Source organism: Conyzicola lurida (genome assembly GCF_014204935.1).
Lineage (GTDB): Bacteria > Actinomycetota > Actinomycetes > Actinomycetales > Microbacteriaceae > Conyzicola > Conyzicola lurida.
Window position 1 is genome coordinate 402,865 of the sequence record NZ_JACHMJ010000001.1, and the last position, 24,062, is coordinate 426,926.

Here is a 24,062-nt window from a genome sequence, read left to right on the forward strand (position 1 = left end):
CCCTACCGCGCGAACAACCGCGTGTTCGCCGCCTCCGTCTCCGCGTAGGTCTGACCGGCGTGCGTGAGCACCTGGTTGAGTGCGGTGAGGTCGTCGCTCACCCGCTGCTCGGTCGCGTGCCACGCGGCAGCGGCGCCTTGGAAGGCCGCCGCGGCGGGGCCGCCCCACGTGGCCTGCAGGTTCGCGAGCTGGCCGTGGAGCGCGGCCACCTCGCCCTGGATACGCCCGATGGTGCCGCGCATCGTGGAACTCGCGTTGAGAACTTCGTCACTGTCTACCTGGAATCTGGTCATGGCAGTAGACGGTAGTCACGCGTGCGACCCTCTAGGGGTGTGCGTCAGGAAGTGGGGACTTCGGGATTCTCCACAAGCGGCTGGTGCAGAGGAAGGATGACGCGGAACGTCGCTCCTCCGCCGGGCGTCTCGACGACCTCGACCTCGCCCTTGTGGGCGGCGACGATCGACGCGACGATCGCGAGACCGAGGCCCGAGCCGCCGGTGTCGCGGTTGCGCGACGAGTCCGCGCGCCAGAAGCGCTGGAAGATCTTCTCGCGGATCTGCGGCGGGATGCCCTCACCGTGGTCGATGACCGAGATCGCGGCGACGCCCTGCGAGCGGTCGGTCTCCACACCGATCTCGATAGGGGTACCCGCGGGCGCGAATCGCATCGCGTTACCCATCAGGTTGGTGATGACCTGGCGGATCTTGTTTTCTTCGGCGAGCACGACGGCACGCGGTGCCGCGGGCGGCGGGAGGATCACGCCGATCTCCGTCGAGTCGGCGGGCGTGACCCGGGGGCGACGGCGGAGTCGGGCGAAGGTGGCTCCCGCGAAGGCGATAGGCCCGGTCGCGAGCGCCGACCGGCTGTCCGTGGGGACTGCTGCCGCGGCATCCGGGGTCTCGTCGTCGGCAACCGGCAACGGCGCTACCTCGGTCACGATGACCCGGACCTCGCGCCCGGGCGACGAGGCCATCGCGTCGAGCGCGGCGTCGTTGGCGAGCGGGATGAGGTCGACCTCGGCGAGCTGCAGCGGCTTCGCCTCGTCGATGCGGGCGAGCTCGAGCAGGTCGGTCACGAGTTCACCCATGCGGATGGCCTCTTTTTCGATGCGCTCCATGGCCTGGGCCACGTCTTCGGGCTTCTGCAGTGCGCCCATGCGGTACAGCTCGGCGTAGCCGCGCACCGAGACGAGCGGGGTGCGCAGTTCGTGGCTGGCGTCGCCGACGAAGCGGCGCATCTGGTCGATGGTCTTCGCGCGGTCGGCGAAGGCGCGGTCGATCTGGCTGAGCATCGCGTTGAGCGAGCGGTTGAGCCGGCCGACCTCGGTGTTCTGGTTGGCTCCGCTGAGGCGCTGGGTGAAGTCCCCGCCGGCGAAGCGGGCAGCCGTCGCCTCGACCTCGCGCAGCGGGTTGAAGGTCGAGGTCACGAGCAGGCGGGTGACCGAGGCGCCGAGGATGACGACGGTCAGGCCGAAGAACATAAAGATCGCGGCGTACTGGTTGATGAACTTGTCGACCTCGTTGAGGTTGTAGCCCACGACGATGTTGATGAAGTGGCCCGACGTAGTCGAGTACGGGCTGCTGACGACACGCCAGTGGCCGCCGCCGGGTTCGCTGTCGACGGTGAGGGCGTCGTCTGTCGACCACCTCTCGACATCCATGAGTTCGGATGACGCGGGCCGTTCTTCATCGGACGCCTTGTTCGAGCACAGCAGTGTGTCGTCCTCGACGACGCTGATGTAATACGGCGTGAGACCGGCGGCGACCTGGCAGCGCAGGGCGCCCTCGGGGGTCTCGGTGAAGGCGATGACCTGGTTGTCGATCGCCTGCAGCGCCGCGTTGATCTTGGTGTCGGTGTCCGAGGTGAGGTACGACCGCAGGACGGACATCGACCCGAGACCGGCGACGAGCAGGCCGAGCGTGAGCAACAGCACGCTCACCGCGGTCATTTTGGTGCGCAATGACGTCGCGTTCCACTTCGTGGTGAACGCGTCGGTCAGGTGGGTTTTGCTGGAGCTCACGCTCGCGAGGTCTTCAGCATGTAGCCGAAACCGCGCTTGGTCTGGATGATCGGCTCGGCCGAGAGGTGGTCGAGCTTGCGGCGCAGGTAGCTGATGTAGCTCTCCACGATGCCGGCGTCGCCGTTGAAGTCGTACTCCCAGACGTGGTCGAGGATCTGTGCCTTCGACAGAACGCGGTTCGGGTTGAGCATGAGGTAGCGCAGCAGCTTGAACTCGGTCGGGCTGAGCTCGATCTGCTCGGATCCGATGGTCACCTCGTGGGTGTCCTGGTCCATGGTCAGCTCGCCGGCGCGGATGACCGCCTCTTCGTCGTCCTGCATCGTGCGGCGCAGGATGGCCTTGATGCGGGCGACGATCTCGTCGAGGCTGAACGGCTTGGTCACGTAGTCGTCGCCGCCCACCGTGAGGCCGGTGATCTTGTCTTCGGTGTCGTCCTTCGCCGTGAGGAAGAGGATCGGTGCGGTGTAGCCGGACGCGCGCAGGCGCTTGGTCACGCCGAAGCCGTTGATGTCGGGCAGCATGACGTCGAGGATGATGAGGTCGGGCTCTTCCTCCAGCACGGCGGAAATAGCGCCTGCTCCATTGCCTACCGCTCTCACCGCGAAGCCGGCGAAACGCAGGCTCGTGGTCAGAAGGTCGCGGATGTTGGGCTCGTCGTCAACGATCAGGATCTTGGGGCCGTCAGTCATGTGACCAGTATCTGCGAGTTGTCTGGAGTTTGTCTGGGAGTGGTGTGTGCCAATCGAATGAGGCAGCCAAGCGCCCGGCCACGGCACAATAAACGTTGACGATACGAGAGGGAGCAACGTGGGGGCAAGCGTGTTCGACAAGCGGGTGGCGGTTATGGCGATCGTCAACCGCACACCCGACTCGTTCTACGACCGGGGTGCCACCTTCGCCCTCGACAAAGCCGTGGAGGCGGCACTCGTCGCGGGGGCGAACGGCGCCGACCTCGTCGACATCGGGGGAGTGCCGTTCGGGCGTGGCCCCGCCGTCTCGCTGCAGGAGGAGATCGACAGGGTGGTGCCGGTCGTGGAGGGTATCCACGCGGCATCCGACATCGTCGTCTCTGTCGACACCTTCAACGCCGAGGTCGCCCGCCTGAGCATCGCCGCCGGCGCCGGAGTCATCAACGACACGAGCGGCCTCTTCGACACCGACATGGCCGCGGTCGTGGCCCAGAGCGACGCGACCCTCGTGCTGACCCACAGCCTCGCGCCGCCCCGCAGCGAGCCGCCGCGTCCGGAGTACGGCGACGTGGTCGCCGAGGTGGTGGAGTTCCTCGTCGACCGGGTCGCGCGTGCCGAGGCCGCGGGTATCCCGCGCGACCGGCTCATCGTCGACCCCGGGCACGACCTCAACAAGAACACGCTGCACTCGCTCGAGATCACCCGACGTCTCGAGGAGATCGTGGCGATCGGACTGCCGACGCTGGTGGCGGTCTCGCGCAAGGACTTCGTGGGCGAGGTGCTGGATGCCGCGAAGGAAGACCGACTGGAGGGGTCGATCGCGGCCGCGGTGGTCTGCGTCTTGAAGGGTGCCCGCATCGTGCGCATGCACGACGTCGCGGCGGCGGTCGCGGCGATGCGCATGACCGAGGCGATCCTCGGCGACCGCGAACCGGCGTACCTGCGCCATAACATAGGCTGATGGAGCCCCGCATCGATCAGCTTTGGCCCGAATTTCTCGACGACCTCGGCGATGACGAGATCGTCGCCGACCTCGCCGCCCCGGGCGGGCCGTGGTTGCGGGTGAACTTCGTCTCGAGCGTGGACGGAGCCGCGACCACCGCCGGAGTCTCGGGCGGCCTGGGCGATGCCTCAGACAAGCGCATGTTCGAGTTGCTGCGTCGCGTCAGCGATGTCGTGCTCGTGGGCGCGGGGACCGTGCGCGACGAGGGCTACGGTCCGCTGCGGGTGAGCGACGAGTCCGCGGCCTGGCGGGTTGGCCGCGGTTTGCCGCCGCACCCGGTGTTCGCGATCGTCTCGGGGTCGCTCGACCTCGACCCGACCTCGACGATCTTCACGGAGGCACCCGTGCTGCCCGTGATCGTCACGACCAATCGGGCGACCGCCGCGAAGCTCGCCGCCTTCGACGGGCTGGCCGACGTGATCGTCGCCGGGCAGACGTCGGTCGACATGCCGCTCGCTCTCGCCGGTCTGCACGAGCGCGGCCTGCTGCACGTGTTGAACGAAGGCGGACCCTCGCTGTTCGGCTCGCTCGCCGCGGCCGGCGCGGTCGACGAGCTCTGCCTCACCGTCGCGGCGCGGCTCGAGGCCGGGAATGCGCGGCGGATTTCGCACGGAGACCTCGACGTGCCGGTGCAACTAGAGCTCGGCCGGGTGCTGCGGCACGAGAGCACGCTGCTGTTGCGGTACACGCGGGCCGTCCCTGAGCCTGTCGAAGGGGCGTAGCGCGCGAGAACCGCTTCGACAGGATCAGCGACCGGGGAGCCTACGCGGCGGCGTCGAGCGTGTCGGAGTCGAGAATCGTGTAGCTGTACCCCTGCTCGGCGAGGAACCGCTGGCGGTTCTGCGCGAAATCCTGGTCAACGGTGTCGCGCGCGACGAGCGTGTAGAAGTTGGCGGGCAGGCCGCTCTCCTTCGGGCGCAGCAGGCGTCCGAGGCGCTGCGCCTCCTCTTGGCGTGACCCGAAAGAGCCCGACACCTGGATAGCGACCGTGGCCTCGGGCAGGTCGACCGAGAAGTTCGCGACCTTCGACACCACGAGCACCTTGAGCGTGCCTTCGCGGAACGCCTGATAGAGCCGCTCGCGCTCGGCGACGGGCGTCGAGCCGGTGAGTGCCGGGGCGTCCAGTGCTTCCGACAGCTCGTCGATCTGGTCGAGGTACTGGCCGATCACGAGGATCTGCTCGCCGTCGTGCTTCTTGACCAGCCGCTTGACCACGTCGAGCTTCGCCGGGGCGGTCGCCGCGAGCCGGTAGCGCACGTCGTCGGCCGACGCGGCGTACTCGAGGCGGTCCTGCTGCGGCAGGTCGATGCGTACTTCGTAGCAGGATGCCGGAGAGATGAAGCCCTGCGCCTCGATCTCCTTCCACGGGGCGTCGAAACGCTTCGGGCCGATCAGGCTGAACACGTCGCCCTCGCGGCCGTCCTCGCGCACGAGCGTGGCCGTGAGTCCGAGACGGCGGCGCGCCTGCAGGTCGGCGGTGAGCTTGAACACGGGCGCGGGCAGCAGGTGCACCTCGTCGTAGATCACGAGGCCCCAGTCGAGCGCGTCGAGCAGCGCGAGGTGGGCGTACTCGCCCTTCCGCTTGGCGGTGAGCATTTGGTACGTCGCGATAGTGACAGGCTTCACGTCTTTGACGAGGCCCGAGTATTCGCCGACTTCCTCTTCGGTGAGGGTGGTGCGCTTGAGCAGCTCGTTGCGCCACTGGCGTGCCGATACCGTGTTGGTCACGAGGATCAGGGTGTTGGTCTTGCCGACCGCCATCGCGCCGGCGCCGACGAGCGTCTTGCCCGCGCCACAGGGCAGCACGACGACGCCGGAGCCCTGCTCGAAGAAGCTGGAGACGGCATCGTTCTGGTACGGGCGCAGGTGCCAGCCGTTGTCGAGCAGCGAGATCTCGTGCGGCGTGCCCGGTGTGTAGCCGGCGAGGTCCTCGGCGGGCCAACCGATCTTGAGCAGCTCCTGCTTGAGCTGACCGCGGGCCCAGGCCTGCACGACGTAGGTGTTGTCGCCGCGGCGCTCGAACAGCAGGGCCGCGACCTTCTTGCCACGGGCGATCTCCGCCAGCACCGCGGCATCCGTCGCCGTCAGCAGCAGGACGCCCTCGGCGTCGCGCTCGATCACGAGACGCCCGTAGCGTCCGACGGTCTCGGTGATGTCGACCGAGACGACCTGCGGGATGGCGTACTTGGAGTACTTCTCGAGCGTGGCGAGCATGTCGGCGGAGGTGTGCCCGGCGGCGCGCGCGTTCCAGAGGCCGAGCTTGGTGATGCGGTAGGTGTGGATGTGCTCCGGCGCCCGCTCCAGCTCGGCGAAGACCGAGAGGTCGTGGCGCGCGTCGTCCGCGAGCGGGTGCGCCACTTCGAGAAGGACCGTCCGGTCACTCTGCACGATCAGCGGGCCGTTGGGTGCTTCGGGCGAATTCACCTCGACAGCTTAGACCGCGCTGCTGACCGAGGTGATGCGTGAGAGCGGGAGCGTGCGTTCGATGTCGGCCTTGCGGTCGCGGGCTCGCAGACGGCCGCCGCCGAGCCCGGTGGGTTCGAGAACATAGTCGACGGATGACCCGTCCTGCACGGTCACCGTCACGGCGATGGTCAGTCGTGCCTTGACGGCGGCGTCGAGCTGGCGTTCCATCCAGGCGCGGTCGTTGTCCTGCTCGGCCTCGGGCGCCACCTCGCGCAGCCGGGAGACGATCTCCGCGGCGACGTTCGCCACCGGCTGCCGCACGGGAGGCGCTGCCTGCGGGCGGGCGAGCGCGTGGGTCTCGCCGTCGGCGTTCTCGGCGGCGACCGGGTAGCGCGCCTCGCTCAGCGCCCAGAACACGACGCTCTCGTCGTAGCGGCTGACCGCACGGCCCATCGCGTCGCGGTGCAGCGACAGCGCACTCAACGACTGGTCGACGAGGATCGCGCCGAGCAGATTCTCGTCGGTCGAGCGCACGTAGCTGCGCCCGCCCTCGATCGAGCCGACCCGCACCAGACCGTAGCGGGCGGCCGCCTCGGCGATGAGATAGGAGAGCGGCTGCGGAATGCCGGTGAGAGAGATGGTGCCGAGAAAGTCGGTGATGGATGACGCGGTCTCGCCGAGCGCGAAGGCACGGTTGACGCTCGCGGGCGATACCCGGTAGCTCGACGCGAGCGCGTGGCTCTCGACCGCGGCGATGGTTCGCAGCCGGGCGTCGAGCCGCGGGGCGAGCGGGCCGGGGGAGACGATGGAGAGGTCGTTCTGCACGTACACCTGCTCGACCTCGCGCGGCAGCATCGTGGCCATGGCGGCGGCCGCGGCATCCGGCCCCTCGGTCAGCAGTAGGCCGCCCGGGGTCGACGGGGTGGCTCCGGCGATGACGCCGAGCAGTTCCGCGGCGCGCACGCGGGCGACGACCCGGTCGTGCATCCACTGGCCGCCGGCGGGGTAGAGCCAGGCGACGAGGGAGACGAACTCTTCGTCCCAGCGGTCGTGCGTGCGGCCGGCGAGCAGGGTGCGGATGTCGCGGGGGAGCTCGGCCAGCCAGGCGCCGGCGAGGCGTGCCCAGACGTCAGGCGTCGACTGCTGCATCCACGGGCCGGCGTCGGTGGTCGGCACCCACTGCGTGCCGTCGAGCACGAGCAGTCCGGAGCGCACCGCGATGCCGTGCAGCGCGGCGACCTGGTCGAGCTCGATCGACGCGGCTGTGGCGAGGCGCTTGAGGTCGGGAAGCGCGAGGCCGCCCTTGGCGAGCTCGCGGGCCGGTTCGTGCTGGTGTTCGGAGACGAGCTCGACGACGGCCATGGTGGTAGCGAAGGCGTGTTCGGCGGCGAGGGCGTCGGTGGCCCGCTCGTCGATGGCCGCGGTGCCGTCGTGGCTCGGCTGCCACGGGCGGGCGAGTTCGGCGAGGGTCGGCAGGTCGAGCAGCGGCCACTCGGCGAGCTGGTCGACGACGGCGTCCCAGGCGCGGAATCCGCTGTCGTCGCGGTCGACGAGGCCGAGGGACTCGGCGGTCGCGAGGTGCTCGGCGATCTGCGCGGCATCGGCCGGCGCACCGAGAGCGGCGCGGCGGTCGGCGATCGCGGCGGCGTCGGTCGCGGCATCCGCCCCGCTCATCTCGGCGACGACGCCGAGGGTGGTCAGTGTCGGGCGGTCGAGAGCGGAGAGTGCGCTCTGGATCGACGTGCGGTCGAGGAGTTTGTCGGCCAGGTCGAAGAAGTCGCCGATGCCGACGTCGCGCACCGAGCGCGCGCGCAGCAGCGTGACGAGGTCGGTGTCGTTCGACGCGCGCAGGCGACCGGCCAGCGCGAGTGTGGAGCTGCTATTTGCCGGCATCCCGGGCCGCGCGACTCTTGCGGATACCGCTCACGACGACGAGCACGATGACCAGAAGGAAGCCGATCGGCAGCCCGACGTAGGGGAGCAGGATGATGGCAGGCCAGATGCCCTCGCCGAAATTACGCACGCCGAGGCCCGTGCCCGCGATGATCGCGATAATCGACAGAATTGACAGCCCTACTGCCGACGCGAGCATGTAAGCGATGATGCGTTCGTTACGATTGACGATTACTGGGGATTTATCTGCCACAGTCACAAGGATAGGGCCACAGTGGTGCCTCTACGATTGAGCGCACCATTCATAAGGGAGTTACGCGATGCCAACCGGCAAGGTTAAGTTTTACGACGAAGAGAAGGGCTTTGGCTTCATCAGTGCGGATGACGGCCAGGAAGTCTTTTTGCACGCGTCCGCGCTCCCGGCGGGAACCGTGGGAATCAAGGCGGGCATGAAGCTCGAGTTCGGTATCGCCGACGGTAAGAAGGGTGCGCAGGCACTCTCCGTGCGCGTGCTCGACACGCCTCCGAGCCTCGCCAAGCTCAACCGCAAGCCGGCCGACGACATGGCGATCATCGTCGAAGACCTGGTGAAGCTGCTCGACGGCATCGGCTCGAACCTCAAGCGCGGCCGTTACCCCGACAAGAGCCACAGTGGCAAGATCGCGCAGATGCTGCGCAAGGTTGCAGACGAACTCGATGCCTGAGTCCATCGCTCTTCCCTCCAAGTTCGAGGTTGCTTACGCCGCCCTGCTGGAGATCACTGACGCGTCGACCGTGGGCGACCCCGCCGGCGAGACCGACGAGGGCGACGGCGTCGTCTCCGTCCTCTTCGACAGCGCCATGGCCGGGTACCCCGGCTGGAAGTGGACGGTCAGCGTCGCCGAGGTCGAGGGCGAAGCGCCGACCGCGCTCGAAGTGGAACTCATGCCGGCCGAAGGCGCACTGCTGTCTCCCGACTGGGTGCCGTGGAGCGACCGCCTGGCCGACTACAAGGCCGCGCAGCTCGAAGCGGGCGAAGAGGTCGAGGGCGACGAGTCTGCCGACGACAATTCCGAATCGGACGATGACGACGACGACATCGACGACGAAGAAGAAGACGACGACGAGACGGATGACGACGAGTCCGACGACGAGGACGAAGACGCCGACGACGTGATCCATGTCGTGCACGGTGGCGACGTCGACGGTGTCGACATCGACAACCTCGACGAGTCGGACGACGAGGCGAACTAGCTGTTTCGCCGCCGGTGCTGGGTGTAGACGAGGCCGATCAGGCCGAGCACTAATCCCACCGTGCAGGTGGCGATGAGCCAGGGTTCCGGCACGACGATCAGCACGATAACCGTGCCGACGAGCCAGAGGGCCAGACCGGCGAGCACCGCTTTGCGGTCGTCGGTCGTCACCGGGGCAGGGTCGGGCCGGCGTTCGGAGTCCTTGAGCCAGAGCCGCATGGCGCCAGCCTACTGATCCCTAAAGCGGGTTGAGCCTGTCGAAACCCTTGTTAAGAGGGTTGAGCCTGTCGAAACCCCGGCGTAGGGGGATTTCGACAGGCTCAATCCGCTATTAGCGGCTCAATCCGCTTTTTGCAGCCCTGCCTAGAGCGCGCCCACCACGTAGTCGATCGACGCGATCAGCTGGCGCACGTCGCTCGGCTCCACGGCGACGAAGGTCGCGACGCGCAGCTGGTTACGGCCGAGCTTGCGGTACGGCTCGGTGTCGACGATGCCGTTGGCGCGCAGCACCTTGGCGATGTTCGCGGCGTCGATGGCGTCGTCGAAGTCGACCGTGACGACCACCTGTGAACGGTCCTCCGTATTGGCGACGAAGGGCGTCGCGAAGCTGGCGGCATCCGCCCATTCGTAGAGGGCGCTCGACGACTCCTTGGTGCGGGAGTCGGCCCACGCGAGCCCGCCGTTACCGTTGATCCACTCGACCTGGTTCTCGAGCAGCAGCAGCGTGGAGAGCGCCGGGGTGTTGAGCGTCTGGTTGAGGCGCGAGTTGTCGATCGCGTTCTTGATCGACAGGAACTCGGGGATGTAACGGCCGCTCGCCGCGATGCGCTCGACGCGCTCGATCGCGGCGGGGGAGAAGAGCGCGAACCACAGGCCGCCGTCCGAAGCGAAGTTCTTCTGCGGGGCGAAGTAGTAGACGTCGGCCTGGCTGGCGTCGAAGTCGATGCCGCCGGCGGCGCTCGTCGCGTCGATGACGGTGAGCGCGCCCGGGTCGCCGTTCACGCGGGTGACGGGAGCCATGACGCCGGTCGACGTCTCGTTCTGCGGCCACGCGTACACGTCGACGCCCTCGAGCACCTCGACCTGCGAGCGGGTGCCCGCGGCAGCGTTGATGATGTGCGGGGCGGTGAGCCACGGGGCGCCGGCTGCGGCACCGAACTTGGAGCCGAACTCGCCGAACGTGAGGTTCTCGCTGCGGTTCTCGATGAGGCCGAACGCGGCGGCGTCCCAGAACGCGGTCGAGCCGCCGTTGCCCATAACGACCTCGTAGCCGTCGGGGAGGCGGAACAGGTCGGAGAGACCGGTGCGCACGCGGCCGACGAGATCCTTCACCGGCGCCTGACGGTGGGACGTGCCCATGATGGATGCGCCGGCACCCGCGAGGTACGCCAGCTGTTCGGGACGGACCTTGGAGGGTCCGCAGCCGAAACGGCCATCAACGGGCAGGAGGTCACTGGGAATCACGATCGTCATTCGTTAATTCTATTGGCCGAATCGGTGACGGTTTTGTGGCTCGGCTGCGCAACGGCAGTGAGAGGCGTTATCAAACAGTTAGTCTTGGGTCTTAAAGTAACGCGCGCCAGCTGGAGGCCTCGATGACGGATCTTGTTGATACCACTGAAATGTATCTGCGTACCATCCTCGATCTAGAGGAGGAGCACATCGTGCCCCTGCGCGCCCGCATCTCCGAGCGCCTCGGCCACTCCGGCCCCACGGTCTCGCAGACCATCGGACGTATGGAGCGCGACGGCCTCGTGGTGGTCGAGGGCGACCGCCACCTCGAGCTCACCGTCGAGGGACGCAGCAAGGCCGTGCACGTGATGCGCAAGCACCGCCTGGCCGAGCGACTGCTCGCCGACGTGATCGGCCTCGACTGGGCCTACGTGCACGACGAGGCCTGCCGCTGGGAGCACGTGATGAGCGAGCAGGTGGAGCGCCGCATCCTCGAGATGCTCGGCAACCCCACCGAATCGCCCTACGGCAACCCGATCCCCGGCCTCGACGAACTGGGCCACGAAGCGGCTCCCGCGTTTATGGACGGCGTCGTCAACCTCGTCGAGCGCGTGCATGGAACGACCGAATCCGTCAGCGGCGTCATCCGTCGCCTCGGCGAACCCGTGCAGTTCGAGCCGGAGCTTCTCCAGCAGCTGCAGAGTGCCGGCGTGATGCCCGGTGCCACCGCGACCATCTCCGCCGCGGGGTCCTACGTCTTCATCGCTGTCGACGGTTTCGGCGAGGGCCTCGAGCTGCCCAACGAGGTCGCCGTGCACATTTTCGTCGGGGTCTAAATCTCGGAGTCTAGATTATTTATCGATTCAACTTGTTCACAGGTTGCGTCTGAATTATCACGAAAAGGTGACAAAGCGCGTTTTGTCCCCTAGGGTCGTAAAGTCCTCCCGACCAGAAATGCCGGTCATGGACCCAGCACATGACGTCTCGTTCACCTTTCTCATGCTGCCGGTACGTGAATATATATACGAAACGTGATTGGGCAACGACCTAGAGTTGCCGAGACGCAGGAGGTTAAATCTCTTGACCAAAGTAGGACCACAAAACCCGGCGGAAGACCCGACACAGTTTGCTTCTCGCCGAGCCGCACGTAAAACCCGCCGAGCCGGATCATTCCGCGAGCGTTCCGCTGCTGCTGCCGCAATCCCGAAGCCGGCCGCTGGCACCGCCGTTCTGAGCGTTCCCGCATTCGCCGCGACCGCAGCCAAGAAGAAGCGCAAGTCCAGCCTGCTGAGCACCGCCGTCATCGCGGTCGTCGTGCCCGGGCTCTTCGCGACCGTCGCCCTTCCCGCCTATGCATTCGCTCCCGTCGCCGACACGGCCGACATCGAGGCCTCGCAGGCGCTCGAGGAGTACAAGGCCACCGACGCGCAGACCGTGCTCGTCGACGCCGGCGCAGCCACCGGAACCGTCGCCCGCGACTCGTTCACCGCAACTTCCACCGAGGAACTCGCCGCGGAACGCCGCCGCGTCGCCCTCGCCGCCAGCTACTCCGCGTATACGGGCCCCACCGCGAGCGACTACCTCGCCAACCCCGCGTACCCGACCTTCGACCTCAACTCGGTCGCGGGCGTCGGCCAGCAGTACCTCGGCACCCCGTACGTCTACGGCGGCGCGACGCCCTCCGGCTTCGACTGCTCCGGCTTCATCCAGTTCGTCTACGCGCAGTTCGGTGTCGCCCTCCCTCACTCGGTGAGCGGCCAGGCAGCGGCAGGAACGAAGATCGCTATCGCCGACGCAGTGCCCGGCGACATCGTGATCATGTCGGGCCACGACGGCATCTACATGGGCAACGGCCTCATCATGGACGCCCCGCGTGCCGGCGGCGTCGTCAGCATCCGCCCCATCTGGACGACCTCGTACTACATCGTGCGCATTGGCATTTGATTTACTGACGCGAAACAGACTGTTTACCTGCAACGGCGGGCCACTTAGTTGTGGTTCGTCGTTTTTGGGTTAACCTGTAGACCTTGGAGTTCAACGAGTTCTAGGAGAGCCGATGTACAGCGAGCGCGACATCCAAACCACGGATGTTTGCGCCTGTCTGCCCATACGGCACAGCGGATCGCGGTGCGTATTTATACGCGCGCGCACCAACCAGGCACTGTCTCACTGACAGTGCCTTTTTGTTTGTCCGCTCGCTTCTAGAACGACGGGGCAGCCCCGAGAAACGCATGTCGAATGCCTGCAAGCCGTGCAGGCGCTTTCGGAAGGATGACGATGCGCACTTTGGTACTGAACGCGGGCTACGAGCCCCTGGGCGTTGTGTCCTTCAAGCGAGCGCTTGTGCTCGTCATGAATGAAAAAGCGACGATCATCGCATCGGATGGCGAGCATCCGGTCTTCGGTCTGTCGGGGGCCTGGGACCGGCCGTCGGTGATCATCCTGCGGCGCTACGTGCGCATCCCGAGCGGGCGCAGCGTGCCCGTCTCGCGACGCGGCGTGCTGCGGCGGGACAACAGCCGGTGCGGCTACTGCGCCGGACCGGCCTCGACAATCGACCACATCACGCCCCGGTCGCGCGGCGGCAAGGACAGCTGGGAGAACCTCGTCGCGTGCTGCCTCAAGTGCAACAACGTGAAGGGAAACCGCACGCCGAGCGAGATGAACTGGCGGCTGCGGGTGATTCCGCGGGCTCCCCATGGGGCGTCATGGATGGCGCGGGGAATCGAACGCGCGATGCCCGACTGGGAAGAGTACCTGGCGCCCGCGGCGTAGCCGACCGGTCGCTGCGCTTGTCGAAGCGGGTTGAGCTTGTCGAAACCCTGTCTCGCAGGTGGTTGAGTAGGCCGCCCGCGGCCGTATCGAAACCTCTGTCGCGAGTCGAGCCTGTCGAAACCCCTCGGTCGCTGAGCTCGTCGAAGCGCCCCTTTATAACGAAAAGGTCTCGCGCGTACCCCGATTCGCCCCTATGCTCGACCTAGCTAGACGTTCCCGTTCCCTTTGAAGGGTCTCCTCTGTGGTCGATCAGCCCGTGTTGTCTACACGCCGCGCGATCCGACCGAGCCGCCTTCCCAGTGTGCGCAAGCAGGTGACGACGGTGCTCGTGCTCGGCGCCGTCGCGATGATGGTGGCCCCGATGGCGCTGCCGGCATTCGCCTTCGCCGAACCGGAAGAGGAGACGATCCCGGTCGCCGATGTCGAGACAGTGACGGTCTCGGTCGACGCGGGCGCGTCCGTCGGGTCGATCGCGCGTGACAGCTTCTCGTCGACCAGCGTCGCCGACCTCACCCGCGCTCGCGCCGAAGCGGCTGCCGCTGCGGCCGCTGCCACCCGGATCGCCGCCGCGAGCTACGTGCCCTCGAGCGTGCCGCAGGCCGGCGACGACTATCCGTGGCGTGACGGCCCGACCACGAGCCTCTCGCCGCTGCGCTACGTCTACCGCCAGTGCGTCGACTTCGTCGTCTGGCGTCTCAACCGCGACGTCGGCAGCGTCACGGCCCCCTTCGCCTACACCTGGGGCTACCTCACCCCGAACGGCGGCAATGCCCGCGACTTCAAGCGGGCGTGGGAGGGCCACGGCTGGCCGATGAACAACTCGCCCGTCGCCGGCGATATCGCATGGTGGTCGAACAATCACGTCGCCTACGTGAAGGCGGTCAACGCGGACGGCACCGTCGACCTCGAGGAATACAACAACATCCCGTTCACGTACAGCACGCGCACGATCCCCGCGACGAGCGTCGAGCTCTTCCTGTCGCCCCCGCCGCGCTAGCCCCGTTGCCGGTGGTAGCGGGTTGAGTCTGTCGAAACCCTCGGCGCCGAAGCGGGTTGAGCCCGTCGAAACCCTCGCGCCCGAAGCGTGTTGAGCCCGTCGAAATCCCCGTGCGCTGACCTTTGTTTCCCACGCGCCCGTTCGTGCCCCCGCGTGCGCCACAAACCTCAGCGCCCTCCGCACAAACCTCAGCGCGCTCGACGACGCTGAGCGCCGCACACCCCGGACCCCGGACCCCGGACCCCGGACCCCACACCGAGCCTCCGCGCCGCCGGTGCCTGCGCAGTCCCGGGACGTCTGCGCATCGGCGCCGCGCCGCAGTCGTCCCGTCGATGCGCAGGCAGCGCGGGCGATCCGCCGCCGCGCTCTTGACCACCCCCGAATGAGGGCCATAGACTTCCCACAGGAACGGTAAACGTTTTCCCGCAACCTGGAGGTTCAATGTCGAATCTGTCCGCACGACTACCGCTGCGCCTGGCCGCCCTCGCGACCGGCGTCGCCCTGATGGTGGGAGGCGCGACCGCGGCTTCCGCAAACGGCCCGGGCCACGGCCCCGGCCATGGGGGAGGAAAGCCCAGCACCGGAGCCCCCGCCGGCACGCCACAACTCGAAGCCCTCGATCGCGGCCTGGTCGCGGCATCCACCGCCGACGGCGTTTTTCTGAGCTGGCGGCTGCTCGTCAACGAAGCGACCGGCGCGAGCGAGACCGGCCTCACCGGCAGCGACTTCGTCGTCTACCGCGACGGCCAGGCGTTGGCCACCGTCACCGACAGCACCAACTATCTGGATGCCGCGGGCACACCCGCCGCCACGTACACGGTCGCTGCCGTGAAGAACGGTATCGAGGCGAAGCCCAGCGACCCGGTGACGCCGCTCGCCCAGGGCTACGCGGAGCTTCCGCTGCAGAAGCCCGTCGACGGCGTGACTCCCGTGGGCGAGGCGTACACCTACTCGGCGAGCGACATGACGGTCGGCGACGTCGACGGCGACGGAGAGTACGAGTACACCGTGAAGTGGGAACCGTCGAACGCGAAGGACGTCTCGCAGATCGGCTACACCGGCAACGTCTTCGTCGACACCTACCGGGCCGACGGAACGCTGCTCAACCGCATCGACCTCGGCGTGAACATCCGGGCCGGGGCGCACTACACGCAGATGCTCGCGTACGACTACGACGGCGACGGCAAATCCGAGATGCTGCTCAAGACGGCTCCCGGCACGACGACGACGAACTACACGACCGGTAAGACGAGCCCGATCACGCTGCCCGCGGAGGACGTCGCCGCCGGCTACACCAACGCCGACGACTACCGGGTGAGCAAGGACGGCTACTACGAGCACCTGGTCGGGGTGTTCGAGGGGTGGACCGAGCACCCCGAAGTCGTCGCGGGCAACTGGCCGGCCACGCTCGAGGAGGCGTTCGGCGTGCCCGTCACGCACGAGTACCCGCTCGCGCGCGAAGACGCCGAGGAGCTCGTCGACTACTTCATGGACGTCTACGCTCCCGCCCGCAGCGCCCGCAACGTGCTGCGCACCTTCGAGGGCTTCATCCTGAGCGGTCCCGAATACCTGACGATGTTCGACGGGGCCACCGGCAAGGAACTCCAGACGATCCCGTTCACCACCGACCGCGTCGACGACGGGCTCATGTGGGGCGACTACGCGATGGCGCGCATCGAGCCGGGCAACCGGGTCGACCGTTACCTCGGCGGCGTCGCCTACCTCGACGGCGTGCACCCGAGCGCGATCTTCGCCCGCGGCTACTACACGCGCACCACGGTCATGTCCTACGGCTGGGACGGTAAGAAGATCACCACCCAGTGGAACGTCGACAGCGGCTTCCCGCCGATGACCAACCCGTTCAACGACTCCCCGCACGGCCGCGACGGCAGCGACCCGGTCTACGGTTCGATCACCACGCAGGGCTTCCACTCGCTCAGTGCGGCGGACGTCGACGGCGACGGCAAGCACGAGATCGTCTACGGATCCGCCACGCTCGACGACGACGGCAGCCTGCTCTACAGCTCGTCGGCGACCCTGCCCGCCGGAAGCGCGGCGCCGGGAACCGAGGCACGGCTCGGGCACGGCGACGCGATGCACGTCACCGACATCGACCCCGCCCGCCCGGGACTCGAGATCTTCACGGTGCACGAGGGTGCGACCTACGCTCCCTACGGCTATGCACTGCGGGATGCCGCGACCGGCGACGTGCTCTACGGCGAGTACAGCGGCAAAGACACCGGCCGCGGCATGGTCGGCGACGTCGACCCGACCGTCCCCGGTCTCGAGACCTGGGCCATCGGTCTGCGGTCGGCGGCGGGTGCTTCGCTCGGTGCCGCGCAGCCGGGGACGAACCAGAGCATCCGCTGGGCGGCCGACGGCACGACGCAGCTCGTGAACGGCACCGCCGACGCCGACGTGACGATCGACTCCTGGACCGCCGGCACGCTCCTCACCGCCGCCGGAACCCGGACGAACAACGGCACCAAGGGCACGGCGAACCTCGTGGCCGACGTGTTCGGCGACTGGCGCGAGGAGTTGCTCGTTCGCACGGCGGATTCCAGCGCCATCCGGATCTATATCTCTACCGAGGTGACCGATCGCAAGCTGTACACGCTCATGCACGACAAGCAGTACCGGGCTGAGGTCGCGCGTCAGAACGTGACGTACAACCAGCCGTCGTACCCCGGCTTCTACCTCGCGTCGGACACCGACTTCGCGACCGTGCCGCTGCTGACCGTGGCGGTGACGCCGGCGGTGCCGACGTTCCGTGACAAGAGGGGGACGCGGGACGACAGCTACACGATCCCGTCGACGCCGGGCGTCTCGTATCTCGTCGACGACAAGGTGAAGAAGGCGGGCACGTACAAGGTCGGCCGGTCGTCGACCGTGACCGTGACGGCCGTGGCAGCCGACTGGTACTTCATACCGGTGGATGTCGCGAGCTCCTGGTCGCAAACGTACAAGAAGCGCTAACGAGTCGGGGCCGCCGCTGCCAGAGCGGCGGCCCCACCCAGCGCTCGCGCGCTAAACTCGTTTCGCTGGCCTCTGTAGCTCAATGGAAGAGCAAGTCCGTCCTAAGGATTAGGTTGGGGGTTCGAGTCCCTCCAGGGGCACCAATAGGCATTATCCCGCGTCAAAGGTGTTCGATCTCGACCGAGCCCCAAGCGCTTGCGAGGTACTCGGCGAGTATTCGGCGATGACAATGGTGCGCAGACGACTCACTGCAGAGCAGAACAGTATTTTGCATCGCGTCAGGAGACAAGACCTTTTCGATCTCTCTTTCCGCCATTAACGCCTGATACTCGTATGCATAGTCCTGCCAGCTCATACCGTGCTTCTTATAACTGTCCAACATTGGCTTCGTTGGAGCGAGGCGCAGGTCGTGAAAATATGTGACGTCGTTAAGCTCTCGTAAGAAATACTCCAAGTCGTCCCTCTTTGCGAATCCTGCGAGTTGCGACACATTGTTCAGTCTCACGTCAACTAATCGGGTTGCGCCTGAGTCTGAAATCCGCCTGAAAAAGGTCCGAGCCGTTTTTTGAGTGAAACCTATCGTGTAGATCTTTGTCATCGCCCCCAGATCTTCGTTCAAGTTAGTGTCCAAGTCTTCGCGGTGAAGGCGATCTTCTCTTCTTGTCTTTTCAAGGCTTGAATTACCAGTTCCTGCTTGTCATGAAACAGGTCGGCCTCTCCGAGTCCAAATGATTTCATCAATCGCTCCATTGCTTCGTTGTGCGTTTCTAAGCGACCGTCGGCGTGAATATGCGTGACGTGTATTCCCTCGTTTTGCAACACTCTCGAAACCAGGATTGTCCGGTGGCAATCGAGCGGCTCCTGCTCGGCACACATTATCGCGATGGATTCCGTGGCAGCACCTACCCTCAAGCGCTTTATTCCATTCCTGAACAAGTCTGTCCCCGCTAGTCGGTCGTATTGCACCCGGCCGTCGACGTAGCAGGAAGGGTCACGTGATCGAGCTCCCAACTCATCGCCCAAGAACACGTACTTGATCCCGTTTTCGCGAAGTTTCCGTTTGAGCGCTTCTCGGTTGAATTGTGGGGTGAACTGGCTCGCGGGTACGGAGCGCACATCGGCAACGGCAGTCACATCGTTCGCAAGAAGCAATGACACGAAACGATCGATGTCATGAGTCGAATGCCCGACAGTCATCACATTGTGAATATTCCTCGTCCTTCCATCACGTGCGGCGTTTTTCGAACTCGTCGTTCTTCAGCGCTGCCAGCGTAGCGGTGGACTAGGGTGCCCGTGAGAAGTGTCCCCCACTCGGGGTTCTATCGACACGGACAATCAAGACATATGCTCACAAACGTGACCACAACGATGTTAGTCCTCGCAAATTCCTACAAGATGAAACGACGCTGCTTGGCGGGACTTGATGAATCCAATAACTGGGTACGTGCGGTCGAAAACCCGGGCGGACTCGGGATTGAGAGCACGCGGCTGTGGATTGGCGGAGAGCAAGTGCAACCGGGTGATTCGATTCGTCTCGGGTTGGGTCTTGGGGTCCCGCTTCGGCATCAATCGGAGAATGTCCTCCTTATCAACTCCGAGATAAGCCGTGCTGAGCCACTCACGTCTGTCGAGCTCGAACAACGCCTCGAATACATTCACGCTCAACTGCCCGCCTTCGCTATCGTTCCGCGTACCTTCGTGGATGAGACGGAGTATGACGCAGGCGTGGTAGGTCAGTCGCTGGCACTTCTCTTCACGGAAAATCTAGTTATGTCTTGGGAGACGAATTCGTCAGGGGTTCTCCGCCCGCGCGCCATTTTCATGACTGAACAAGGCGGGTGGAACCTTCCTTATACGGGTGAGCAGTGGGCTGGTTTCCCAGACCGCACGGCAGGGTCACGAATGCAGTTCGGGCCCTGCTTCGTCACAATTTCTGTCGGAGAGTTGATGCCGGATTCGACCCGGCATTACATCTTGGCTGCGGGCGTAATCGCTCAGTAGCTAAGGCCTGCCAGAGGCGATGGAATTCAGGTCAGTTTCTGCGTCTGAGCTGACTTTCTTGGGCCCAAGAACGACCGTCGCACGAGTTGGTTTGGCAATCGCGGGCAGTCCCACAGCCGCGTTTGCTTGACTGGCCGGATGACGCCTGCCGAAGACGCCCTCGCCCGCTACGACCTCGCTGCCCTCGACCGGCGGTTGCGCGGCACGGACGGCGGAGAAGTCGACGACAGTATTCCCGAGCTGGCGAAGGCCGATCCGTCGCTATTCGGCGTCGCTACGGTGACGTCGGAGGGCGACATCCATTCGGCGGGGGATTCGCGCGTTCCCTTCTCCCTGCAGTCGGCCGTCAAACCGTTCGTCTACGCGCTCGCGCTTATGGACCGCGGCGACGACGTGCTCGAGGCCGTCGGCACCGAGCCGACCGGTCAGGCGTTCGATGCGATCGTGTTCGAATCCGAGACCGGCCGACCGCCGAACGCGATGGTCAACGCCGGGGCCTTGCTGACCGCGAGTCTCGTCAACGGGTCGACCGCCGACGAGCGCTTCGACCGGATCCTGTCGGGGTTGTCGCAGATCGCCGGCCGCGACCTCGCGGTCGACGCGGACGTCGCCGGGTCCGAGCGCCTCCTCGGCGACCGCAACCGCGCGCTCGGCTACCTCATGCGATCGGCGGGCACCCTCCATGTCGAGGTGGATGACGCGATTTCCGTCTACGCGCGGGCGTGCTCGGTGCTCGTCGACACCGAGGTGCTCGCGATGATGGGCGCCACGCTGGCGTTCGGCGGCCGCAACCCGGCGACCGGCGTGCAGGCGCTCAGTCGCGAGCTCGTGACCGAAACGCTCAGCGTGATGGCGACGTGCGGCATGTACGACGGTTCCGGTCGCTGGTTGCGCCGCGTCGGGCTGCCCGCCAAGTCGGGCGTCTCGGGCGGGATGGTCGCCGCCGCGCCCGGGCGATTGGGCATGGGCGTCTACAGCCCGCCGCTCAATGAGGAAGGGAACAGCGTGCGCGGGGTGCTGGCCAGCGAGCAGTTGTCGGACGAGCTCGGGTTGCATGTGTTCGGGTAAAGGGTTTCGACAGGCTCAACCCGCTGGGCGTTTCGACGGGCTCAACCCGCTGGGGGTTTCGACAGGCTCAACCCGCTGGAGGTTTCGACGAGCTCAATCCGCTCAAGGGTTTCGATACGGTCGCTGAGCGACCTACTCAACCACCGGGTTTTCGTTACTGGCCGCGGCCCGTCTTTGCCTGCAGGCGGTCGATGTGCTCGGACGCCTCGGCCTTCGTGAGGTCGGCGGAAATCTCTTCGCCGGCCTCGCGGGCCAGGGTGTCGAGGTAGCTGCGCTGTGCCGCGGTCATCGGCTCGTCGCCGGTGACCCAGTCGGACGGGTCCTTCGCAGCGGGGTTGGGGTCGTCGGTCTTCGCGCCGAGAACGTCGGGGTGGTCTTCGATTGGTGCGTCAGTCATCCGTCCACGGTAAGCGGGCGGATGGCGCGGGGCGAGGCCTTGCGTCGGGTCGTGCCATGCGCGAAGAGTTCAACCCCCGGCATCCATGCAACACATGTCGTTCATAATTGGGGAGGCGGGATCGACTGCTCCCTGCCTACCGCAATCCGCGGCAGACCTCTCGATCCGCCAGAAAAGAAGGACCCGTGAAAGCCCTGCGTTACGTCGAAGTCGGTAAGCCGCCGGTAGTCGTCGACATCCCGATCCCCACCCCCGGACCCGGACAGGTTCTGCTCAAGGTCACCGCGGGTGGCGTCTGCCATTCCGACGACTGGGTGATGAACCTGCCCGAGAAGGACTATCTCGAACAGAATTACCCGCTGCCGTTGACCCTCGGCCACGAGGGCGCCGGAATCGTGCACGAGATCGGCGAGGGAGTCGACTCCACCCTCAAGGTCGGCGACGCCGTCGCGGTCTACGGACCGTGGGGCTGTGGCCGCTGCCACAACTGCTCGCAAGGCATGGAGAACTACTGCACCAACGCCGCCGCCGAGGGAATCCGCCCTCCCGGTCTCGGCAGCCAGGGCTCGATGGCCGAGTACATGATCGTCGACGACGCCCGTCACCTCGTGCCGCTCGGCGACCTCGACCCCGTGCAGAACGTCTCGCTCACCGACGCCGGCCTCACCCCGTACCACGCGATCAAGCGCTCGTTGCCGAAGCTCGGCGCGGGCACCTTCGCCGTCGTCATCGGAACGGGCGGGCTCGGGCACGTCGGCATCCAGATCCTCAAGGCGCTCTCGGGCGCGACCGTCATCGCCCTCGACGTCAACGACGAGAAGCTGAAGCTCGCAACCGAGGTCGGTGCCGACGTGGTGCTGATCAGCGACGCGGCCGCGGCCGACAAGATCCGCGAGATCACCGGCGGGCTCGGCGCCAACGCCGTCTTCGACTTCGTCGGTGCGAACCCGACGATGGCGCTCGCCCAGAGCGTGGCCGCCGTCGATTCGGATGTCACGATCGTGGGCATCGGCGGGGGAATGATGACCTTCGGCTTCGGGGCGATCGCCTTCGACGCGGCCGTGCGCATTCCCTACTGGGGCTCCCGCTCCGAGCTGATCGAGGTACTCGACCTGGCCCGTGCCGGCAAGATCCACGTGCAGACCGAGACTTACAGCCTCGACGACGGCCCCCAGGCCTACGAAGATCTGGCGGCGAACAGCATCCGCGGTCGCGCGGTCATCGTTCCGTAGTCGAGTATGCCGCGCGGTCGTCTCGGCGGCCGCGCGGCTTCGCGGGCGAGGTCGGCGACTCCGAGGGTGATCAGCGCGATGCGCGGTTCCATGCGGTTCTGTCTATCGTCGAACGGACGCCGTCGCTACCCTCGACGTATGTGTCGGAACATTCATCCCCTCAACAATTTCGAGCCCGCCGCCACTGACGACGAGGTGCACGCCGCCGCACTGCAATTCGTGCGCAAGATCAGCGGATCGACGAAGCCGTCGAAGGTCAACGAAGAGGCCTTCAACCGCGCCGTCCACGAGATCGCCCACATCTCCCACCACCTGCTCGAGGACTGGGTGACCAACGCCCCGCCGAAGAATCGCGAGGTCGAGGCCGCAAAGGCCAAGGAGCGGTCGGCGAAGCGGTTCGCGACCGCGTCGTGAGCTCCCCGCTGGACCACACCTTCGTCGCGCCGATCGGCGTCGACGTGAAGGGCGAGATCTGGTCGTGCATCGAGATGCCAGGGTCGGCGGAATTCTTCGGTACCGGCAAGTCGGTGCGCGTGGTCGGCACGATCGACGACGTGCCCGTGACGGGCGGTTTTATGCCGACCGGTACCGGCGGCCACATGTTCTCGGTGAGCGCGAAACTACGAAAGACGCTGGGCAAGGATGTCGGAGACGAGGTCGTTATGCGGCTGACGGAGCGGCTGGCGTAGAGCGCGGTCGCTGAGCTTGTCGAAGCGGGGGTTTCGACAGGCTCAACCCGCTGCTGGGAGGTTTCGATACGCGCCGTCGACGGTGCTACTCGACCACCGGCGGGCCGACGATCTCGATCTTGGTGTTGCTGGGCTCGGTGGTGAGGAAGAACGCGTTGTCACCGCGGCCCGCGCGGAAGATCGACGAGTCGCCCGGACCGTTGAGTTCGCGCTCGCAGGCGCGCAGATCGTCGGTGCGGAAGCAGACGTGGTGCAGCCCTTCGGGGTGCGTCCGCAGCCAGATCGCGACGGGAGCGTCGTCACGCACGGGCTCGACGAGCTGGATGAATGCGTTGCCGGCGTCGAGGTAGACCAGCCGCACGCCCGGGTCGGTCGCGATCTCGTCGCCGACCACGGGGAACCCGAGGGCGTCGCGATAGTAGGGGATGGCGGCATCCGCGTCTCTGACGGCAATGCCGACGTGGTCGAGTCTGCCGACGTGAGAGGAGATCATGGACATAGGATATGCGCATGCCTATAGGATCCACGGGACGCCCAGCGGCAACGCGACAGGTGCTCGCCGACCACGTGTACGACGAGCTCATGGTCGCGCTCGTCGACGGCCGTCTCGGTGCGGGGGAGCCGCTCAACATCGACGCGCTGTCGCGTGAGATGCAGCTGTCGCAGACGCCGATCCGCGAGGCTCTGGCCAGGCTGGAGTCCACCGGGCTCGTCGTGCGCGAGGCGCTCAAGGGGTACCGCGTCGCCCCGCTGTTCAGCGCGGTCGAGCTCGACGAGCTGATGGACGCCCGTTCGGTGCTCGAACCCGAAAACGCGTTCCGGGCCTGCGCCGAGTCGGCGACCGAGCTGATTCCCCAGCTCGAGCGGTCGATCCGCGACCTGGCCGAGTTCAAGGACAACCAGTCGTCGAGCATCCGCCCGTACTGGCAGGCAGACGAACGGTTCCACCGGCTCATCGCCGAGGGCGCCAAGAACCGCTTCCTGCTGTCGGCCTACACCGCGCTCGGCGGGCACGTGCAGCGCTTCCGTCTCTTCGGCGGCCTCGGCGTGAGCGACGCCGACTTCGCGATCGCCGAGCACACCGACATCCTCACTGCATTCCAGGCCGGCGAAGCCGAGCTCGCGCGCGAGAAAATGGCCGATCACATCGCCATGGTGAAGCATCGGGCGATCTCCGACGAGGCCCACCTCCACGCCTGAGCCGGCCGCACGCCTTGACATTCTCTCTTCGA

The 24,062-nt window shown here is 66.3% G+C and carries 27 protein-coding genes and 1 tRNA gene; 16 read left to right on the top strand and 12 right to left on the bottom strand.

The genetic code is table 11. The features are described 5' to 3' along the window. Positions 1-2: 2 nt before the first annotated feature. The 3 genes from HD599_RS02020 to HD599_RS02030 all read right to left on the bottom strand — a co-directional run bounded on the left by HD599_RS02020 (position 3) and on the right by HD599_RS02030 (position 2,709). Positions 3-293 (bottom strand): WXG100 family type VII secretion target, encoded by a 291-nt coding sequence (locus HD599_RS02020; protein ID WP_184233180.1) that lies wholly within the window; start codon positions 291-293, stop codon positions 3-5. 44 nt (positions 294-337) lie between these two features. Further along, entirely contained in the window at positions 338-1,948 is a 1,611-nt protein-coding gene (locus HD599_RS02025; protein ID WP_184240187.1) for a sensor histidine kinase, read from the bottom strand. A gap of 68 nt (positions 1,949-2,016) precedes the next feature. Beyond that, positions 2,017-2,709 (bottom strand): response regulator transcription factor, encoded by a 693-nt coding sequence (locus HD599_RS02030; protein ID WP_184233182.1) that lies wholly within the window; start codon positions 2,707-2,709, stop codon positions 2,017-2,019. A gap of 154 nt (positions 2,710-2,863) precedes the next feature. On the opposite strand from HD599_RS02030, the gene folP reads away from it, so the two are divergent. Both folP and HD599_RS02040 read left to right on the top strand, forming a co-directional pair. Then, a complete protein-coding gene (folP, locus tag HD599_RS02035) occupies positions 2,864-3,670 on the top strand; it encodes a dihydropteroate synthase (protein WP_184240189.1) in 807 nt (268 codons plus the stop codon). After that, positions 3,670-4,434: a pyrimidine reductase family protein gene (locus tag HD599_RS02040; RefSeq protein WP_184233184.1), complete on the top strand. Its 765-nt coding sequence runs from the start codon at positions 3,670-3,672 to the stop codon at positions 4,432-4,434. The genes folP and HD599_RS02040 overlap by 1 nt, the downstream gene beginning before the upstream one ends. Positions 4,435-4,474: 40 nt before the next feature. On the opposite strand, the gene HD599_RS02045 is transcribed toward HD599_RS02040, so the two are convergent. Genes HD599_RS02045 through HD599_RS02055 form a run of 3 tightly spaced genes read right to left on the bottom strand, consistent with a single transcriptional unit; the run spans position 4,475 to position 8,264 of the window. Continuing rightward, positions 4,475-6,136 (bottom strand): DNA repair helicase XPB, encoded by a 1,662-nt coding sequence (locus HD599_RS02045; protein ID WP_343061830.1) that lies wholly within the window; start codon positions 6,134-6,136, stop codon positions 4,475-4,477. A 9-nt stretch (positions 6,137-6,145) separates the two neighbouring features. Next, positions 6,146-8,011, bottom strand: coding sequence for a helicase-associated domain-containing protein (locus HD599_RS02050; protein WP_184233186.1), 1,866 nt, complete (start codon positions 8,009-8,011; stop codon positions 6,146-6,148). Continuing rightward, positions 7,998-8,264: a multidrug ABC transporter ATPase gene (locus HD599_RS02055; RefSeq protein WP_184233188.1), complete on the bottom strand. Its 267-nt coding sequence runs from the start codon at positions 8,262-8,264 to the stop codon at positions 7,998-8,000. Before HD599_RS02055 ends, HD599_RS02050 begins: the two co-directional genes overlap by 14 nt. Before the next feature lie 67 nt (positions 8,265-8,331). Here HD599_RS02055 and HD599_RS02060 point away from each other — a divergent pair, with 67 nt between their 5' ends. Then, positions 8,332-8,715 carry a cold-shock protein gene (locus HD599_RS02060; RefSeq protein ID WP_184233190.1) on the top strand — a complete coding sequence of 128 codons (384 nt, stop codon included), beginning with the start codon at positions 8,332-8,334 and terminating at the stop codon, positions 8,713-8,715. Beyond that, positions 8,708-9,244: a DUF3027 domain-containing protein gene (locus HD599_RS02065; protein WP_184233191.1), complete on the top strand. Its 537-nt coding sequence runs from the start codon at positions 8,708-8,710 to the stop codon at positions 9,242-9,244. The genes HD599_RS02060 and HD599_RS02065 overlap by 8 nt, the downstream gene beginning before the upstream one ends. Here HD599_RS02065 and HD599_RS02070 read toward each other — a convergent pair. Both HD599_RS02070 and serC read right to left on the bottom strand, forming a co-directional pair. After that, on the bottom strand, positions 9,241-9,462 hold the full coding sequence (locus tag HD599_RS02070) for a DUF2530 domain-containing protein (protein ID WP_184233193.1): 222 nt from the start codon (positions 9,460-9,462) through the stop codon (positions 9,241-9,243). The two genes, HD599_RS02065 and HD599_RS02070, sit on opposite strands and share 4 nt — an antisense overlap. 144 nt (positions 9,463-9,606) lie before the next feature. Then, complete coding sequence (gene serC, locus HD599_RS02075) at positions 9,607-10,716, bottom strand: phosphoserine transaminase (protein ID WP_184233195.1); 1,110 nt, start codon at positions 10,714-10,716, stop codon at positions 9,607-9,609. A 122-nt stretch (positions 10,717-10,838) separates the two neighbouring features. Between serC and HD599_RS02080 the strand changes: the two genes are divergently transcribed. The 6 genes from HD599_RS02080 (at position 10,839) to HD599_RS02105 (ending at position 17,586) form a co-directional block, all read left to right on the top strand. Next, positions 10,839-11,531: an iron-dependent transcriptional repressor DtxR gene (locus HD599_RS02080; protein WP_184233197.1), complete on the top strand. Its 693-nt coding sequence runs from the start codon at positions 10,839-10,841 to the stop codon at positions 11,529-11,531. A gap of 244 nt (positions 11,532-11,775) precedes the next feature. Continuing rightward, entirely contained in the window at positions 11,776-12,639 is an 864-nt protein-coding gene (locus HD599_RS02085) for a C40 family peptidase (RefSeq protein WP_184233199.1), read from the top strand. Positions 12,640-12,972: 333 nt separating this feature from the next. Then, positions 12,973-13,470: an HNH endonuclease gene (locus tag HD599_RS02090; RefSeq protein WP_184233201.1), complete on the top strand. Its 498-nt coding sequence runs from the start codon at positions 12,973-12,975 to the stop codon at positions 13,468-13,470. 301 nt (positions 13,471-13,771) lie between these two features. Continuing rightward, positions 13,772-14,467, top strand: coding sequence for a CHAP domain-containing protein (locus HD599_RS02095; protein ID WP_184233203.1), 696 nt, complete (start codon positions 13,772-13,774; stop codon positions 14,465-14,467). 441 nt (positions 14,468-14,908) lie between these two features. Next, positions 14,909-17,443: a rhamnogalacturonan lyase gene (locus tag HD599_RS02100; RefSeq protein ID WP_246376067.1), complete on the top strand. Its 2,535-nt coding sequence runs from the start codon at positions 14,909-14,911 to the stop codon at positions 17,441-17,443. A gap of 68 nt (positions 17,444-17,511) precedes the next feature. Beyond that, a tRNA-Arg gene (locus HD599_RS02105) sits at positions 17,512-17,586 on the top strand. A gap of 17 nt (positions 17,587-17,603) precedes the next feature. On the opposite strand, the gene HD599_RS02110 is transcribed toward HD599_RS02105, so the two are convergent. Next, a complete protein-coding gene (locus HD599_RS02110; RefSeq protein WP_184233205.1) occupies positions 17,604-18,041 on the bottom strand; it encodes a DUF488 domain-containing protein in 438 nt (145 codons plus the stop codon). Positions 18,042-18,058: 17 nt separating this feature from the next. Continuing rightward, positions 18,059-18,601: a DUF488 domain-containing protein gene (locus HD599_RS02115; RefSeq protein WP_221420418.1), complete on the bottom strand. Its 543-nt coding sequence runs from the start codon at positions 18,599-18,601 to the stop codon at positions 18,059-18,061. A gap of 198 nt (positions 18,602-18,799) precedes the next feature. Here HD599_RS02115 and HD599_RS02120 point away from each other — a divergent pair, with 198 nt between their 5' ends. Then, entirely contained in the window at positions 18,800-19,444 is a 645-nt protein-coding gene (locus HD599_RS02120) for a dual OB domain-containing protein (RefSeq protein ID WP_184233209.1), read from the top strand. A 138-nt stretch (positions 19,445-19,582) separates the two neighbouring features. Then, a complete protein-coding gene (gene glsA / locus HD599_RS02125) occupies positions 19,583-20,512 on the top strand; it encodes a glutaminase A (RefSeq protein ID WP_184233211.1) in 930 nt (309 codons plus the stop codon). A 154-nt stretch (positions 20,513-20,666) separates the two neighbouring features. Here glsA and HD599_RS02130 read toward each other — a convergent pair whose 3' ends face one another. After that, complete coding sequence (locus HD599_RS02130; RefSeq protein WP_184233213.1) at positions 20,667-20,909, bottom strand: DUF3072 domain-containing protein; 243 nt, start codon at positions 20,907-20,909, stop codon at positions 20,667-20,669. 185 nt (positions 20,910-21,094) lie between these two features. Between HD599_RS02130 and HD599_RS02135 the strand changes: the two genes are divergently transcribed. From HD599_RS02135 to HD599_RS02145, 3 genes are all read left to right on the top strand, one after another. Beyond that, positions 21,095-22,141: an alcohol dehydrogenase catalytic domain-containing protein gene (locus tag HD599_RS02135; RefSeq protein ID WP_184233215.1), complete on the top strand. Its 1,047-nt coding sequence runs from the start codon at positions 21,095-21,097 to the stop codon at positions 22,139-22,141. A 138-nt stretch (positions 22,142-22,279) separates the two neighbouring features. Beyond that, positions 22,280-22,555, top strand: a complete 276-nt coding sequence (locus HD599_RS02140) for a DUF2277 domain-containing protein (protein WP_184233217.1) — start codon at positions 22,280-22,282, stop codon at positions 22,553-22,555. Further along, positions 22,552-22,830, top strand: coding sequence for a DUF1905 domain-containing protein (locus tag HD599_RS02145; protein WP_184233219.1), 279 nt, complete (start codon positions 22,552-22,554; stop codon positions 22,828-22,830). Before HD599_RS02140 ends, HD599_RS02145 begins: the two co-directional genes overlap by 4 nt. Before the next feature lie 85 nt (positions 22,831-22,915). On the opposite strand, the gene HD599_RS02150 is transcribed toward HD599_RS02145, so the two are convergent. Then, entirely contained in the window at positions 22,916-23,323 is a 408-nt protein-coding gene (locus tag HD599_RS02150; RefSeq protein ID WP_184233220.1) for a VOC family protein, read from the bottom strand. 17 nt (positions 23,324-23,340) lie between these two features. Between HD599_RS02150 and HD599_RS02155 the strand changes: the two genes are divergently transcribed. Further along, positions 23,341-24,030 carry a GntR family transcriptional regulator gene (locus HD599_RS02155; protein ID WP_184233222.1) on the top strand — a complete coding sequence of 230 codons (690 nt, stop codon included), beginning with the start codon at positions 23,341-23,343 and terminating at the stop codon, positions 24,028-24,030. Positions 24,031-24,062: the final 32 nt, after the last annotated feature.